This is a genomic window from Streptomyces tubbatahanensis, from assembly GCF_022699385.1.
In the GTDB taxonomy this organism is placed as follows: Bacteria; Actinomycetota; Actinomycetes; order Streptomycetales; family Streptomycetaceae; genus Streptomyces; species Streptomyces diacarni.
The window spans coordinates 5,501,889-5,516,111 of record NZ_CP093846.1 but is presented as its reverse complement, the minus strand read 5'-3'; the positions used below and the strand labels follow the sequence as shown (position 1 = coordinate 5,516,111).

The window sequence follows — 14,223 nt, the reverse complement described above, 5'->3', positions numbered from 1 at the left end:
TCAGCCACCGGGCTTGACGCTCAGGTCGGTGAGCTCGGCGCCGCGCGGCAGGTCCAGGGCCGTCAGGATCGTGGTGGCCACCGCCTCGGCCGGGATCCACCGGGAGGGGTCGTAGCTCTTGCCCTCCTGGCGGTGCACCTTCTCCTGCATCGGGGTGGCCGTGCGCCCCGGGTGGACGGAGGTGACCCGCACCCCGTTGCCGGCCTCCTCGCCGCGCAGCGCGTCGGCGAGCGCCTTGAGGCCGTGCTTGCTCGCGGCGTACGCGCCCCACTCGGGGTTGGCCCGCAGGCCCGCGCCGGAGTTGACGAAGACGACGTGGCCGCGTGCGCTGCGCAGCTGCGGCAGCAGCAGCCGGGTCAGCTCGGCCGGCGCGACCAGGTTGGCGGCCAGCGTGGCGTTCCACAGCTTGGGGCCGAAGTCGCCGATGGCGCCGAGTTCGACGACGCCGGCGACGTGCAGCAGCGAGTCGACGTCCTCGGGGAGCGTCTGGTGCTCGAACGCCCAGGAGAGCCGCTCGGGTTCTGCCAGGTCGCCCACCAGCGTGTGCGCGCCCTCGAACTCCCGGGCGAGCTCCTTGGCGCGCCCCGCGTCGCGGGCCAGCAGATAGAGGGTGTCGCCGCGCTCCAGCAGTGCGCGCGCCACCGCGGCGCCGATACCGGACCCGGCCCCTGTGATCACATGTGTTGCCATGCCCCCATGATCCCGCACCGGGGGCGGGCCGCCGGGCGCGGGAGGCGGCGCGGCCCGGCGCGGGTCACGCCGCGAAGATCGACTCCAGTTTGTCGTACTCCTCCAGGCACCTGCCCGTCCCCAGGGCGACGCAGCCGAGCGGCTCGTCCGCCACGGTCACCGGCATGCCCGTCTCCGCCGCCAGCCGCTGGTCGAACCCGTGCAGCAGCGCCCCGCCGCCGGTCAGGACGACGCCGCGTTCCATGATGTCGCCGTACAGCTCAGGCGGGCACTCCTCGAACGCCGCCTGCACGGCCTCCACGATGGAGCGGACGGGACGTTCGACGGCCGCGGCGATCTCCTCGGGCGCCAAGTGGATGACCTTGGGCATGCCGGTGCCCTTGTCGCGGCCGCGTACGGGCACGAAGTCGGCACTGCCGTACGACATCTTGATCTCCTCGGCGGTGCGCTCGCCGACGGCGATCGCGAACTCCCGCTCGACATAGGAGGCGATGGCCGCGTCCAGCGCGTCGCCCGCCACCCGCGCCGAGCGGGAGACGACCATCCCGCCCAGCGAGATGATGGCGATCTCCGTGCTGCCGCCGCCGATGTCGACGACCATCGAACCGCGCGCCTCGTGCACGGGCAGCCCGGCGCCGATCGCCGCCGCTATGGGCTCCTCGATCAGCCGCACCGAGCGGGCGCCGGCCCGGCTGGCGGTCTGCAGCACGGCGCGCCGCTCGACTCCGGTGACGCCGCTGGGCACGCACACCACCACCCGCGGCGACCTGCCGCGCCCGCCACGGCCCTGCGAGTCGCGGGCGGCGCGGATGAAGTGCCGCAGCATCCCCTCGGTGGCCTCGAAGTCGGTGATCACCCCGCCCTTGAGGGGGCGGGTCGCGGTGATCGAGCCGGGGGTGCGGCCGACCGCCTGCCGCGCCTGGGCGCCGACGGCCAGCACCTTTCCGGTGTGCGTGTCGATCGCCACCACGGACGGCTCGTCCAGGACGACGCCGCGACCGCGCTCGAAAACCAGGGTGTTGGCCGTGCCGAGGTCTATGCCGATGTCGCGGCCGCGAAACCCCGAAGAGCCTGCGGAGGGAGCTGACTGGGTGCGCTTAGCCATGTGTACTCGCCATGTCGGGTGCGGTGTTGTACGCGTCACGCCGTGTCTGTGCGGTGTCGTACGGGATCGTGCCGCGTAGTACGCGTAGTCGCCACATTGTGGTGCTGACAGCCGCAGCATACCCAAGTGTCCTGTTTGCTGGGGCGGGTGGGGCCCCTGCCCCGTGCAGAAATCTGGAATCGGAAAGACGCTGGTCGGAGCGCGTTTTCTGGCTAATCACACGGGTGTTCCTTCGAGTTGGTGGCATAGATCCCCGGCCGGTGGATAGCTATGCACCGGAGACCACGCGCGGTTCACCGAGCCCAAGTACTGGTGTGTCCTCGGCGACCGCGCCTTGGGCCACCGTCTCTTCTACTGGAGGTTTCGTCATTTCCGCGCGACCGGCTCAGGAATTCGGAGACAACCCCGTAGAGGTTCGGGAAACCGGACACTACACAGAGGAATACGTGCCCAGCTTCGTCGAGAAGTGGGATTCGCTCATCGACTGGGAGAAGCGAGCGGAGAGCGAGGGAAATTTCTTCATCGACCTTCTGCGCAAGCGCGGGGTCAAAAGCGTTCTGGACGTCGCAACGGGCACCGGATTCCATTCTGTCCGGCTGCTGGAGGCCGGATTCGAGGCCGTGAGCGCCGACGGCAGTGCCGATATGCTCGCGATGGCGTTCGAGAACGGAATGAAGAACGGCGACCACATCCTGCGGGTCGTCCAGGCCGACTGGCGTTGGCTCAACCGGGACGTTCACGGTGAGTACGACGCCATCGTGTGCCTCGGGAACTCCTTCACGCACCTCTTCTCGGAGCGGGACCGGCGCAAGGCGCTGGCCGAGTTCTACGCGATGCTGAAGCACGACGGAATCCTCATCCTGGACCAGCGCAACTATGACGCGATCCTGGACCGCGGCTATTCCAGCAAGCACACGTACTACTACTGCGGCGAAGACGTCGCGGTGGAACCCGAGTACATGGACGAGGGCCTGTGCCGCATGCGGTACAGGTTCCCCGACAAATCCGTGTACCACCTCAACATGTTCCCGCTCCGCAAGGACTACACGCGGCGCCTCATGTCGGACGTCGGGTTCCAACGCATCGAGACGTACGGCGACTTCCAGCACACCTACAGGGAGGAACAGCCCGACTTCTTCGTGCACGTGGCGGAGAAGGAATACCGAATGGAGGACCAGGGGGAAGGTTCTTACGGGGGCGCCGTGAGTACGGCGCGGAGTTATTACAACTCCCCCGACGCGGACGCTTTCTATTCCTCCGTGTGGGGCGGTGAGGACATTCACGTCGGCGTGTACGCGCACCCCGCGGAGCCCATCGCGGACGCCAGCCGCCGCACCGTCGAGCGGATGGCGTCGGGCCTGGGCCTGACCGAGGGATCCCGCGTGCTCGACCTCGGCTCCGGCTTCGGCGGTTCGGCCCGCTACCTCGCCGAGACCTTCGGCTGCTCGGTGCAGGCCCTCAACCTCAGCGAGGTCGAGAACGAACGCCACCGGCAACTGAACGCCAAACGCGGTCTCACAGGCCGCATCGAGGTCGTCGACGGGTCCTTCGAGAGCGTGCCGTTCCCCGACTCCAGCGTGGACGTGGTCTGGTCCCAGGACGCGTTCCTGCACAGCGGGAACCGCCTGCGCGTACTGGAGGAGATACGGCGGGTGCTCAGGCCCGGCGGGCGGCTCGTCTTCACCGACCCGATGGCCGCAGACGGCACCGACCTGAGCGCCCTCCAGCCCATCCTGGACCGCATCCACCTCGATGACATGGGCTCGCCCGGCTTCTACACCCGCGAGCTGATCCGGCTCGGCTTCGTGCCGAGCGACCACGAGGACTCCCCCGGCGGGTTCGAGGACCTGCGCGCGCAGCTCGTCACCCACTACGGGCGCGTGCTGGAGGAGACCGAGCGGCAGGAGGCCGAGGGGCTCGGAGCGAAGGTCAGCTCCGACTACCTCACGCAGATGAAGAAGGGCCTCACCCACTGGGTCGACGGCGGTGAGGGGCGCCGCCTGACCTGGGGCATCTTCCGCTTCACCCTCTCCGAGGGCTGAGCCGCCCCGGAGAGCTGAGACACGGCGCGCTGTCCGAGCCGCGGTACCGCGGCTCGGACAGCGGTTCTAGGCTGGAGGCCATGACCTCCTCCGCGCCCTCGGCCGCCGTGCCCTCCCCCATGAACATCTGCGTCTTCTGCTCGGCCGCCGAGCTGGACAGCGTCTACACCGACGCGGCCCGCGAGTTCGCCTCGCTGATCGGCAAGCGCGGCCACAGCCTCGTGTGGGGCGGCTCGGACTCCGGCCTGATGAAGGTCGTGGCCGACGGCGTCCAGGAGGCCGGCGGCCGGCTCATCGGCATCTCGGTGGAGTTCCTGCGCGACGTGGCGCGCCCCGGCGCCGACGAGATGGTCGTCACCGAGGACCTCGCCGCGCGCAAGGCCCTCATGCTGGACCGCGCCGACGCCGTCGTCGTCATGGTGGGCGGCACCGGCACGCTCGACGAGGCCACGGAGATCCTGGAGCTGCGCAAGCACGGCATGCACACCAAGCCGGTCGTCTTCTTGAACACCGCCGGCTTCTACGACGGCCTGCGGCAGCAGATGGCCCGCATGGAGGCCGAGGGCTTCCTCCCGATCCCGCTGAGCGACCTGGTCACCTTCGCCGACGACGGCCTCCAGGCGCTCCAGCTCCTCGGGGCGTGAGCGGTCCAGGGGGCCTGAGCGGTCCAGGGGGCGTAAGCGGGGCCCCCGCGGCCTGAGAGCGGGGCCCCTCGGCACCTCGGAGCGGAGCTCCGGTACCCGGGCGCGCCGGATTCAGACCGCCGGGACCGCCCGCTCGGTGCGCTCGATCGTGGCGGAGCCGACCACGCGGGTGCCGTCGTACAGCACGATCGCCTGGCCCGGGGCCACCCCCCGCTCGGGCGAGGAGAAGCGGACCCGCAGCTCGCCGTCCACGAACTCCGCCTCGACGGGCGTCTCGGCACCGTGCGCGCGCAGCTGCGCGGTGTAGGCCCTGGGCCCGTCGGCCGGCGGCTCGCCGCACCAGCGGGGGCGCACCGCGGTCAGCTCGGCGATGTCGAGCGAGGCGGCGGGGCCGACCGTGACCGCGTTGTCGACCGGAGAGATGTCCAGCACGTACCGCGGCTTGCCGTCCGGGGCCGGGTGGCCCAGGCGCAACCCCTTGCGCTGGCCGATCGTGAAGCCGTACGCGCCCTCGTGTGTGCCCAGCTTGGCTCCGGACTCGTCGACGATGTCGCCCTCGGCCGTGCCGAGCCGGGAGGCGAGGAAGCCCTGGGTGTCGCCGTCGGCGATGAAGCAGATGTCGTGGCTGTCCGGCTTCTTGGCGACGGCCAGGCCGCGCCGCTCGGCCTCGGCGCGGATCTCGTCCTTGGTGGTGAGGGTGTCGCCCAGGGGGAACATGGCGTGGGCGAGCTGCCGCTCGTCGAGCACCCCGAGCACGTAGCTCTGGTCCTTGGCCGCGTCACTCGCACGGTGCAGTTCCCGGCGCCCGTCCTCGTGCGTCACCACGGTGGCGTAGTGACCCGTACACACCGCGTCGAACCCCAGTGCGAGCGCCTTGTCCAGTAGCGCGGCGAACTTGATCTTCTCGTTGCAGCGCAGGCAGGGGTTGGGCGTACGGCCCGCCTCGTACTCCGCGACGAAGTCCTCGACCACGTCCTCGCGGAAGCGCTCGGCCAGGTCCCACACGTAGAAGGGGATGCCGATGACGTCGGCGGCGCGGCGCGCGTCGTGGGAGTCCTCGACGGTGCAGCAGCCGCGCGCGCCGGTGCGGAACGACTTAGGGTTGGCGGACAGAGCCAGATGCACGCCCGTGACCTCATGTCCGGCCTCGGCGGCGCGGGCCGCCGCGACAGCGGAGTCGACACCACCGGACATCGCGGCCAGCACACGCAGCGGACGCGCGGAGGCTGTCCCCCGCGAGGATGCAATAGTCATAGCGCCCTCCAGGGTAGACGGAACCACCCGGTGGCCCGAACGCGTTGGTGAACACATGGGACAGGCGGCTGACGACGGACGAGAACCCGGATCCGGGCAGGGGCCCGACGCCGGGAGCGCCCCCGCGGGCGGCGGCTCGGACGCCGGGGCGAACGACGGGGTGGACAAGGGAACGGGCGGGCCGGTGGACGGCAGTACGGGCGACGGGGTGCACGACGGGGCGGGCAGGCCGGTGGACGGCAGGACGGGCGACGGGGCGGAGGACTCGGTGAGCAGCGGTGCGGGCGGCGGCGCGGACAGCGGTCCGCAGGGCGGACGGGGCCCCGGCGGGCAGCGGCCGCGGGGCCTGGCACGGCGCAGGTTCCTGATCGCCGGTACCGCCACCGTCGGCCTCGGCGTGCTGGGCGTGGCCACCCAGCAGGAGCTCAAGCGCTGGTGGTGGCGGATGCCGGGAAACAGCACGCCCCGGATGGAGGGCCAGGTCGACGACTCCCGCGCCCGGTGGGTGGCCGCCGCCGACGCGAACCTGCGGCGCGGGGACCGGCCCGCCGACTACGGGATCGACCGGGTGATCGTCCACGTCACCCAGGGCAGCGCGGCGGCTGCCGTGAAGGTCTTCAGGAACCCGGAGCACCGGGCCGCGGCGCACTACATCGTCTGCCAGGACGGGCAGATCATACAGATGATCCGCGAACTGGACGTGGCCTTCCACGCGGCGAACAGGGAGTACAACGAGCGCAGCATCGGGATCGAGCACGAGGGCTGGATCGACAAGCCGCAGGACTTCACGGACGAGATGTACCGCTCCTCCGCCAAGCTGACGGCGGGCATCTGCACCCGCTACAAGTTCCCCGCCGACCGCGAGCACGTCATCGGCCACAACGAGGTGCCGGGAGCCGACCACACGGACCCGGGCCGGCACTGGGACTGGGACAAGTACATGCGGATGGTCCGGGCCCAGATGAAGGTGGAGAGCACCCTCAGAAAGCGGTGACGGCACGCGCCGTCCGCTGCCCCCTGTCCGAGGCCCCCTGTCCGGCCCCCGCCCCCTGTCCGCGTTCAGCTCAGGCCGGCGCTCCGGGCCCGCGCGACGACCGGTCCGATCGCCTCGGCCAGCGCTTCCACGTCCGCCTTGGTCGAGGTGTGCCCCAGCGAGAAGCGCAGGGTGCCCCGAGCCGCCTCCGGGTCCGTACCGGCGGCCAGCAGCACGTGGCTGGGCTGCGCCACACCCGCCGTACAGGCGGAACCCGTCGAGCACTCGATCCCCTGCGCGTCGAGGAGCAGCAGCAGCGAGTCGCCCTCGCACCCGGGGAAGGAGAAGTGGGCGTTGGCGGGCAGCCGCCCCGCCGGATCGGGGTCGCCGTTGAGCACCGCGTCGGGAACGGCGTCCCGCACGCCCGCCACCAACGCGTCCCGCAGCGCGCCCACCTCGGCGACGAACGCCTCCCGCCGCTCGGAGGACAGGCGGGCGGCCGTCGCGAACGCGGCGACGGCCGGGGTGTCGAGAGTGCCGGAGCGCACCTGCCTCTCCTGGCCTCCGCCGTGCAGCAACGGCACCGGCGCGTACGCGCGGCGCAGCAGCAGCGCGCCCACCCCGTAGGGGCCGCCGATCTTGTGCCCGGTGACCGCCATCGCGGCCAGCCCGGAAGCGGCGAAGGAGACGTCCAGCTGACCGAACGCCTGCACGGCGTCGGAGTGCAACGGCACCTCGAACTCCGCCGCGACGTCGGCGAGCGCCCGTACGTCCGTGACGGTGCCGATCTCGTTGTTCGCCCACATCACGGTGGCCAGCGCGACATCGAAAGGGTCCCGCTCGATGGCCTCGCGCAGCGCCTGCGGACGCACCCTCCCGTACGAGTCGACCGGCAGCCACTCCAGACGGGCCCCCTCGTGCTCGGCCAGCCACTCGACGGCGTCGAGCACCGCGTGGTGCTCGGCGGGACTGGCCAGCACCCGGGTACGCCGGGCGTCTTCTCCTCGACGCGCCCAGTAGAGCCCCTTCACAGCGAGGTTGTCCGCCTCCGTGCCACCCGCGGTGAAGACCACCTCACTGGGCCTGGCACCGAGGGACGCGGCCAGGGACTCCCGTGACTCCTCCACCGTGCGCCGCGCCCGCCGCCCGGCTCCGTGCAGAGAGGACGCGTTACCGACGACCGTGAGCTGCTCGGTCATCGTCCGCGCCGCTTCCGGCCACATGGGAGTGGTGGCGGCGTGGTCGAGATAGGCGGGGTGGACGGTGTCAGCCATGGTGATCCGATTCTACGGGCCGCCGCGGGGCGCACGACCGGCGCGTGGAAGCGGAGCGCGGCCGGGCTGCGGGGGCCCGGCCGCGTAGGCGCGCGGGTCCGGCAGGCCCGCAGCGGGTTGCGGGTTGCGGGTTGCGGACCGGTCGGACATCGCGGGCTGTACGGGGTTCAGCTGTCGGCAACCGTGCGCGCGGTCGCCGTCGCGGTCGCGGTCGCGGTCGCGGTCGCTGTCGCGGTCGTCGTCGCGGTCGCCGTCGCGGTCGGCGTGATCAGTTCGCGGTGCGACTCCTGGAGCCCGTCCGGCAGGGCGTCGGGCGAGAACCACCGCGCCTCGAGGATCTCCATCGGATCGATCCGGATGGACCCTCCGACGTACACGGCCTCGTACGCCACCTCGACACGGAGCCGGTAGCCGCTCCTCAGCCGCACGAGCGCCCCGGTACGCACCTCCAGACCGGTCTCCTCGCGCACTTCGCGCACCACGGTCTGCGTGAACTCCTCACCCCTGGCCGCGCACCCGGTCGGCAGCCCCCAGGGCCTCTCCCGCGACCACAGCCGGTGCCGCAGCAACAGCACCCGTCCCTCCTCGTCCCGCACCACGCCGGTCACCCCGACCATGAACTTCGCGTGCGCGAGCCACAGCAGACGCCACTGCCACGACCCCCGCAGACGATGCCAAGCGCGGGCGGCCAACTGCCTCATCCCCGGTCTCCCCTCAGCGGTGGATGCCAAGGGCCCGATCCTCCACCCACACGGCCCGCGACGCCAACGGAACGCAGGCGGGCCGCCGTCGCCGCGCACGTGTCGTGCCGAACCGGGTCCTCGAGCCCCGTACCGGCTCTACGCTCTGAGGGGAGGTGTCCACGGTGAGTGACGACCAACGGCGGTCCGGTCCGTACGGCGGCAACGGCCGATGAGCTGCTCGGGCCCGCACCAGCTGTGCCGTGGCTGCGGAGGGACCGGGACCGTACACGGAGGCGCCGTCTACGTATCCGACCACGGCGCGGGCGAGAGCGTGGCCGCGCCCCACGGCTGCCGGCACTGCCGAGACCGCGGCTTCGCGTGCCAGGCCCCCACCCCCTGCGAGGGCGCACACCACGCCGACACCCCCCTCATCCGCCCCGACCGCCGCCCACCGGCGTAGCCGCCCCCACGCTGCGCACACCTGCTGGTGCCTCAGCCGTTCCGACCTGCCCCCTCGGGCCGCACCACGTCCACGCCCGCGGCCCGGGCCTGTTCCACGGCGTCGGCGGTGCCCCCGCCCTCGCGGGAAGGCGGCCGCCCGTCCCACACGGCGACCAGCCGCATCTGCGCGCGGCAGATCAGAACCATACGCATGTCAGACACGATCAGCGTCCGCTGACCAGGGCTTCGAGCGCGCTCTCCCACGAGTAGGCCGCGCCCTTGCCCTGCTTCGGCGGGTGCGGCTCACCCGGGGTGAAGACCACATGCACACCTTGCTCTCGCAGCACCTCTACGGCCCGGATCACTGCCGGCTGCGCTCCCAGCGCCGTACTCCAGAACGGTGCCGCGGCGACGGGCACGCCCATGTGTACGGCTTCCGCCGGAATGCCCAGCGCCACAGTGTCGGTGATCCCTGCCGCCCACTTACACGCACTCGTCGTCGTGAGCGGAGCAACGAGCATCGCATCGGCTTTCGGCAACCCCCCTGACTCGCCGGGCAGGGTGTACCGATGCCGCACCGGGTGCCCGGTCAACTCCTCCAACTCGGCCGTGCGCTGCCCCCACCATCTCGCAGCCGTCGGGGAGAGGATCAGACAGGTGTCCCACCCGGCAGCTTGCGCAGCGCGGACACCTTCGCCGACGTGCTGGGCGGGACCGGCCGCACACGCGATCAGGTAGAGCACGGGCTGTGTCATGCGGGGAGTCCACATCGTTGGGCGAGACCACGCAACTCGGGGCCAGGCCTCGGCACAAGCTCTAGGAGCTGACCCACCAGGCGAACCACGGAGGGGCGCGCGACCTCTTGAGGCGCGAGCCGTTCGGCTTCCAACAGGTCGCGAATAGCGTCTTCTCTGCGGCGCGTCAAGGCCGATGCGCGTGCAGTCGTGACGAGATGCCGGGCCTGTCGTTCCCGCCCCAACCCTGCCACGGCCGCGGGATCGATCCTCTGTGCAGCCTCGACCGCAGCCCATGCGTCATCGAGCCGCAGCAGGACATCCACCTCGTGAAGCGCGACGTTGGTCGGGCCGAAGCTGGTGAAGTCTCTGCCGTCCTCACCCTGCTGGTCTGCTACCTCGCCAGCCTCGTCAAGGCGTTCGGCCGCCGTAGCAACCGCCTGCGAGGAGCGCCCATCCCCGGTCGCGCCGACAGCGGCCACCAGGTACAGCATGCCCAGCGTGGACAGCCCCGCTGGCCCCGCTTGCTCCAAGTCGTTGCGCAGAGTGGCCGCCGTGGTGGCCGCGTAGTCGGCTGCGGCAGTGTGTCGCTGCTGGTGTATCAGGCCGCGTGCGACGCGCCGTGCAGCGGCGCCGATGGACACGGGATCCCCCGAGGCCTCAGCGGCAGTCAGCGCTCGCTCCGCAGCGAGCACGGCGGGCGTCCTGGCAAGCACTCCGTACTTGTAGAGCAGGCTCGCCGCCAGTTGGTATGCGCGGGACAGAAGCACGGCCGCTTCCGCACTGGCCACAGCGGTTCGGTGAGCGTCAGCGAGTACAGGGGGTAGATCCCGAGCAGCGGCCGTGTAGTGACAGGAGGCCCATGCCTGACAGCAGAACATGACGCGCCGCTTGAGGTCTTCCACCGGGATGATCCTGCCGGAGCGGGACGGCGTGTGCAGGGAGTCGGCGAGCGCGGCTACCTCGGCGGGTAGAGGGCGCGCTGGAGTTTCCGGCGTGGGGTCGCTCACGAGACGTTCCAGGGGGATGCGAAGGACTTCGGCAGCCCTTTCCAAGACGGACAGCCGAGGGTCTGTCTGCCGGTGCCCGCCTTCCAGGTCTTGCACCCAGCGGCGGGACTGTCCCATGAGGCGACCGAAATCCCCTTGCGTCAGCCCGCGCCGGTCGCGCCAGTAGGCGATGCGACGGCCAATGCCAGTCTCCATGGAGAGCTCCCCGCCAACGCACGCACTTTGCGTGCTCGCTGCTGTTGTACCCCGTTCTACGTTGCGCGTACATACGGAACGTAGCGAAGGAGTCACGGTGAGATCCAATGAGGTGTCAACGCCGCATCACGCCGGCCTCGCTCGGGGCGCGTACCAGGTGGATGAGGCCACCAGACAGACGACACCACCTGAGCCTCCGTGGGTCGGCCGAGTCCAAACCGTCCTCGACGAGGAGCACGTCCGTCTCGTCACCCCGCGCGGCACCGAGTGGACCGCCCACGTAGACGACTTGAGCGAGGCCTCAGCCGCGCAGCGGGCCGCCTACGACGTGGCGGTGCCGCACCGGGCGGGGGTGCGGGCGTGAGCGTCATGACGCTCCGCGTCTCCCGTGACGGCGGCCGCACCTGGACACGGCGCCGCACCCACCGCGACACCGGCCCGCCCGCCGCGGGCGGCTTCCCGCCGTGTGAGTGCCCGCGCTGCCGGAAGGCGCCGCGTCGTGCCTCGTGACCTCACCTCCGCGTTCAGCCGCGGCCGCAAGGGCTTCTACGGCACCTGCCGCAGGTGCGGGAAGCCGATCCGGCTGACCGCCGGCGAGAACGAGGACGGCACCCTCGTGATCCGCGCCCGCTGCTGCCCCCGCACGGAGAAGTCGGCATGACCGTTCCCTGCCGGTACTGCCAGCAGCTCACCGACATGATCCGCCTCGCCGAGAACCGGGACGAGACGCAGAACGCGCGCGTGCTGAACGGCGTGCTGCTCAAGCACCGGCAGGAGAAGCAAGCACACGAACGACGGCTGAGGTGCGTCGACAACAGCCCCCACTGACCGTCCGGCTCCCGTCCCGGCGAGGCCGTCGGTCACGCCACCGACGAGTGCCGACCCCGTGGCACCACAGCCCGGCCGGGGCGGGTCCTCACCCGACCACCCGCGAGAGGAGGTCGAGGGGAGGTGAGGAACGTGAGCGACGAGAACGACGGCCAGGAGCCCGAGCAGCCGCAGGAGGGCCACCCCGGCGACGACTGCGCCCCCTGCGGCACCACCGCAGGGCGGTGTCACAGCCGGAACAACCACGGCCTCATGTGAGACCCCGCCCCAGGTGACCACCGCACACCGGGATCGCAACCAACGCGCGCCGGCCATCGGGAGCGAGGCCACCCCGACCCATCGAGACAGGAGAGGCACATGTCAGTACAGCACGACGCCGGACAGCAGACCGGCGCACGGCACCTCCTCAGCGACAGTCAGTTCGAGGCCGTCACCGCCACGGTGCTGGCCGACAACCCGGGCATGAGTGGGGACGTGGCCACGAAGGTGGCGGCCGAAGCACTGGCGTTCGTCGCGGCCTGTGCCCGGCCCGGCAGCCCCACGCTGCGCCCGTCCAAGCACGTGGACGAGGGCTGGCACGCGCTGATCGTTCACACCCGGGTGTACGCCGGGCTGTGCGAGCGTCTGGGCCGGTTCGTGCACCACGTGCCCGAGCTGCCCGGCACCGTCGCTCGCGTCGAGGACGGAACGCTGGAACGCACCCGGCCGCGATCGCGGCGGCCGGCTACACGCCGGACCCGCTGCTGTGGCTGACCTCCGGGGCCAAGTGTTCACAGTGCCACGCCGGCTGCAGTAACAGCCCGACCAAGTAACCATCCCGCCGGCCGCCCGCTCCCCGCGGGCGGCCGGCCCTCGGAGGAGATCCATGCACGCTGCCGCGTGGGACACCTACGGCCGCACCAGGCCCGCACGCCGTGAGGTCAACGCCCACGGTGACACCACCTGGTTCAACTGGACCCAGCACGCCGACCACGGCCCCGGCGTGGAGGTGCTGCAACTGCCAACCGGCGGGGACCGCGTGCTCGACCTCGGGTGCGGAGAGGGGGGCAACGCCGCGCACCTCGCCACCCTCGGCTACCACGTCGAAGGCATCGACATCTCACGCGTGCAGCTGGCAGCCGCCCGAGGCCGGTGGGGGCACCTGCCGAACCTCCGGCTGCACCAGGAGGACGCTGTCCGGTACCTCACCGACACCGACGCCGAGTTCGGCTCGGTCTTCAGCGTCTTCGGCGCTGTCTGGTTCACCGACCCGGCGGTGCTGCTGCCGCTGATCCGCCGACGGCTACGCCCCGGCGGCGTGCTCGGATTCTCCCAGCGTCCTCCCGTCGAGGGCTGCTACGGCTGCCAGGCCTCCTACATCGATCGCGGCCCCGACCAGGACCCGCACGTCGTACGCCGCTGAGACTACGACCCGAACACGTGGCGGGCCATGCTCGCGCGAGCCGGCTTCAGCCACGTCGAGACGGCGACGATTCCGCCACCGCCCGGTGCCCGCCGTGTCGGAACCCTCCTCATCACCGCCCGGGGCTGAGAGCACCCGCGCGGAGGCCACGTGTCCTGCACGACGTCGGCGAGCGGCACGTCGCGCGCGGCAGCGAGGAGCGCCGAGCAGTCGAGCCGCGCCGAACGGGTACCCGGTTCGGGGCGGCGGAGCGTTTACCGCCGAGAGCCCGGTGAGCTCAGCCGGCGCCCTCCCGGGCCAGGCCGCGTTCCCTGCGCGGGTACCCGACGGTGCGGCCGGCTCGGCACCGAGCGCGGAGAAGTTGCTCGCAGGCTCCCTTCCCGCGCTGCGGAAAGGGAGCCGCCCTCAGCCCTCCAGTGCCTCAGGCGCGGTTCTCCGCCTGGAACATCCAGTGTTCCTTTTCCAGGTCACCGGTCAGGGAGATGAAGACGTCCTCGGTGACCGGGTCGGCCTCGCCGACGGCCTTCATGCGTGCGCGGGACTTGGCGATGACGGTGCCGAGGGCGTCGACCATGGTGCGGACCGCGTCGTTGTCGGGGAGCCAGCCCTCGGGGACGGTGGCGAGGGCGCTGCCCTGGGCGACGGTGGCGGAGCGGCCGTCGGGGCTGATGCCGAGCGCCGAGGCGCGCTCGGCGACGGTGTCGGAGTACTGGCGGGCGGTGTCGACGACCTCGTCGAGCTGGAGGTGAATGGAGCGGAAGCGGGGGCCGACCACGTTCCAGTGGATCTGTTTGGCGACGAGGGAGAGGTCGATGAGGTCCAGCAGCGTGCCGCGCAGGGCCTCGGCGACGGTCTTGAGGTCCTGCTCCGGAAGCGTGCTCTTGACTGTGTAGGTCACTTTGCGTCGCTTTCTCTCGGAGAGTGGCGTTTCCGCACACCGTAAGCACT

At 71.3% G+C, this 14,223-nt stretch carries 18 protein-coding genes; 9 read left to right on the top strand and 9 right to left on the bottom strand.

What is annotated here, in order from left to right; genetic code table 11:
* Both MMF93_RS23920 and mreB read right to left on the bottom strand, forming a co-directional pair.
* On the bottom strand, window positions 1–690 hold the full coding sequence (locus MMF93_RS23920) for an SDR family oxidoreductase (protein ID WP_242754686.1): 690 nt from the start codon (window positions 688–690) through the stop codon (window positions 1–3).
* A 64-nt stretch (window positions 691–754) separates the two neighbouring features.
* The gene (gene mreB, locus MMF93_RS23915; protein WP_242754684.1) at window positions 755–1,795 is read right to left on the bottom strand and encodes a rod shape-determining protein; all 1,041 of its coding nucleotides are present in this window, start codon (window positions 1,793–1,795) and stop codon (window positions 755–757) included.
* 314 nt (window positions 1,796–2,109) lie between these two features.
* Between mreB and MMF93_RS23910 the strand changes: the two genes are divergently transcribed.
* Together MMF93_RS23910 and MMF93_RS23905 are read left to right on the top strand one after the other, a co-directional pair.
* The gene (locus MMF93_RS23910) at window positions 2,110–3,837 is read left to right on the top strand and encodes a glycine/sarcosine N-methyltransferase (protein WP_479685627.1); all 1,728 of its coding nucleotides are present in this window, start codon (window positions 2,110–2,112) and stop codon (window positions 3,835–3,837) included.
* Window positions 3,838–3,956: 119 nt separating this feature from the next.
* Entirely contained in the window at window positions 3,957–4,481 is a 525-nt protein-coding gene (locus MMF93_RS23905) for an LOG family protein (RefSeq protein WP_242757734.1), read from the top strand.
* 111 nt (window positions 4,482–4,592) lie between these two features.
* Here MMF93_RS23905 and mnmA read toward each other — a convergent pair whose 3' ends face one another.
* Complete coding sequence (gene mnmA, locus MMF93_RS23900) at window positions 4,593–5,735, bottom strand: tRNA 2-thiouridine(34) synthase MnmA (RefSeq protein WP_242754682.1); 1,143 nt, start codon at window positions 5,733–5,735, stop codon at window positions 4,593–4,595.
* Between the two features lie 232 nt (window positions 5,736–5,967).
* On the opposite strand from mnmA, the gene MMF93_RS23895 reads away from it, so the two are divergent.
* Complete coding sequence (locus MMF93_RS23895) at window positions 5,968–6,729, top strand: N-acetylmuramoyl-L-alanine amidase (protein ID WP_423835633.1); 762 nt, start codon at window positions 5,968–5,970, stop codon at window positions 6,727–6,729.
* A gap of 65 nt (window positions 6,730–6,794) precedes the next feature.
* Here MMF93_RS23895 and MMF93_RS23890 read toward each other — a convergent pair whose 3' ends face one another.
* The 5 genes from MMF93_RS23890 to MMF93_RS23870 all read right to left on the bottom strand — a co-directional run bounded on the left by MMF93_RS23890 (window position 6,795) and on the right by MMF93_RS23870 (window position 11,045).
* On the bottom strand, window positions 6,795–7,982 hold the full coding sequence (locus tag MMF93_RS23890) for a cysteine desulfurase family protein (RefSeq protein ID WP_242754680.1): 1,188 nt from the start codon (window positions 7,980–7,982) through the stop codon (window positions 6,795–6,797).
* Window positions 7,983–8,149: 167 nt separating this feature from the next.
* Complete coding sequence (locus MMF93_RS23885; RefSeq protein ID WP_242754678.1) at window positions 8,150–8,683, bottom strand: NUDIX domain-containing protein; 534 nt, start codon at window positions 8,681–8,683, stop codon at window positions 8,150–8,152.
* Window positions 8,684–9,157: 474 nt separating this feature from the next.
* Window positions 9,158–9,319 carry a hypothetical protein gene (locus tag MMF93_RS23880; protein ID WP_242757896.1) on the bottom strand — a complete coding sequence of 54 codons (162 nt, stop codon included), beginning with the start codon at window positions 9,317–9,319 and terminating at the stop codon, window positions 9,158–9,160.
* Between the two features lie 11 nt (window positions 9,320–9,330).
* Window positions 9,331–9,861 (bottom strand): flavoprotein, encoded by a 531-nt coding sequence (locus MMF93_RS23875; RefSeq protein ID WP_242754676.1) that lies wholly within the window; start codon window positions 9,859–9,861, stop codon window positions 9,331–9,333.
* On the bottom strand, window positions 9,858–11,045 hold the full coding sequence (locus MMF93_RS23870; RefSeq protein WP_242754675.1) for a helix-turn-helix domain-containing protein: 1,188 nt from the start codon (window positions 11,043–11,045) through the stop codon (window positions 9,858–9,860). The genes MMF93_RS23875 and MMF93_RS23870 overlap by 4 nt, the downstream gene beginning before the upstream one ends.
* Window positions 11,046–11,142: 97 nt before the next feature.
* Here MMF93_RS23870 and MMF93_RS23865 point away from each other — a divergent pair, with 97 nt between their 5' ends.
* From MMF93_RS23865 to MMF93_RS33410, 6 genes are all read left to right on the top strand, one after another.
* Window positions 11,143–11,409, top strand: a complete 267-nt coding sequence (locus tag MMF93_RS23865; RefSeq protein WP_242754674.1) for a hypothetical protein — start codon at window positions 11,143–11,145, stop codon at window positions 11,407–11,409.
* A 135-nt stretch (window positions 11,410–11,544) separates the two neighbouring features.
* Complete coding sequence (locus tag MMF93_RS23860) at window positions 11,545–11,706, top strand: hypothetical protein (RefSeq protein ID WP_242754673.1); 162 nt, start codon at window positions 11,545–11,547, stop codon at window positions 11,704–11,706.
* Window positions 11,703–11,873: a hypothetical protein gene (locus tag MMF93_RS23855; protein WP_242754672.1), complete on the top strand. Its 171-nt coding sequence runs from the start codon at window positions 11,703–11,705 to the stop codon at window positions 11,871–11,873. The genes MMF93_RS23860 and MMF93_RS23855 overlap by 4 nt, the downstream gene beginning before the upstream one ends.
* Before the next feature lie 132 nt (window positions 11,874–12,005).
* Window positions 12,006–12,131: a hypothetical protein gene (locus MMF93_RS33415; protein WP_274709499.1), complete on the top strand. Its 126-nt coding sequence runs from the start codon at window positions 12,006–12,008 to the stop codon at window positions 12,129–12,131.
* Window positions 12,132–12,230: 99 nt separating this feature from the next.
* Window positions 12,231–12,626 carry a glycine-rich domain-containing protein gene (locus tag MMF93_RS23850; RefSeq protein ID WP_242754671.1) on the top strand — a complete coding sequence of 132 codons (396 nt, stop codon included), beginning with the start codon at window positions 12,231–12,233 and terminating at the stop codon, window positions 12,624–12,626.
* Window positions 12,627–12,738: 112 nt separating this feature from the next.
* Window positions 12,739–13,275: a class I SAM-dependent methyltransferase gene (locus MMF93_RS33410; RefSeq protein ID WP_274709498.1), complete on the top strand. Its 537-nt coding sequence runs from the start codon at window positions 12,739–12,741 to the stop codon at window positions 13,273–13,275.
* A gap of 421 nt (window positions 13,276–13,696) precedes the next feature.
* Here MMF93_RS33410 and MMF93_RS23835 read toward each other — a convergent pair whose 3' ends face one another.
* Window positions 13,697–14,173 (bottom strand): Dps family protein, encoded by a 477-nt coding sequence (locus MMF93_RS23835; RefSeq protein ID WP_242754670.1) that lies wholly within the window; start codon window positions 14,171–14,173, stop codon window positions 13,697–13,699.
* Window positions 14,174–14,223 lie beyond the last annotated feature (50 nt).

What these genes read in the sequence shown, in the direction of transcription:
- MMF93_RS33410 (WP_274709498.1), top strand. Translation starts at nt 12,739, where the DNA reads ATGCACGCTGCCGCGTGGGACACCTACGGCCGCACCAGGCCCGCACGC.
- MMF93_RS23855 (WP_242754672.1), top strand. Translation starts at nt 11,703, where the DNA reads ATGACCGTTCCCTGCCGGTACTGCCAGCAGCTCACCGACATGATCCGC.
- MMF93_RS23905 (WP_242757734.1), top strand. Translation starts at nt 3,957, where the DNA reads ATGAACATCTGCGTCTTCTGCTCGGCCGCCGAGCTGGACAGCGTCTAC.
- MMF93_RS23890 (WP_242754680.1), bottom strand. Translation starts at nt 7,982, where the DNA reads ATGGCTGACACCGTCCACCCCGCCTATCTCGACCACGCCGCCACCACT.
- MMF93_RS23875 (WP_242754676.1), bottom strand. Translation starts at nt 9,861, where the DNA reads ATGACACAGCCCGTGCTCTACCTGATCGCGTGTGCGGCCGGTCCCGCC.
- MMF93_RS23885 (WP_242754678.1), bottom strand. Translation starts at nt 8,683, where the DNA reads ATGAGGCAGTTGGCCGCCCGCGCTTGGCATCGTCTGCGGGGGTCGTGG.
- MMF93_RS23920 (WP_242754686.1), bottom strand. Translation starts at nt 690, where the DNA reads ATGGCAACACATGTGATCACAGGGGCCGGGTCCGGTATCGGCGCCGCG.
- mnmA (WP_242754682.1), bottom strand. Translation starts at nt 5,735, where the DNA reads ATGACTATTGCATCCTCGCGGGGGACAGCCTCCGCGCGTCCGCTGCGT.
- MMF93_RS23870 (WP_242754675.1), bottom strand. Translation starts at nt 11,045, where the DNA reads ATGGAGACTGGCATTGGCCGTCGCATCGCCTACTGGCGCGACCGGCGC.
- MMF93_RS23880 (WP_242757896.1), bottom strand. Translation starts at nt 9,319, where the DNA reads ATGCGTATGGTTCTGATCTGCCGCGCGCAGATGCGGCTGGTCGCCGTG.
- mreB (WP_242754684.1), bottom strand. Translation starts at nt 1,795, where the DNA reads ATGGCTAAGCGCACCCAGTCAGCTCCCTCCGCAGGCTCTTCGGGGTTT.
- MMF93_RS23850 (WP_242754671.1), top strand. Translation starts at nt 12,231, where the DNA reads ATGTCAGTACAGCACGACGCCGGACAGCAGACCGGCGCACGGCACCTC.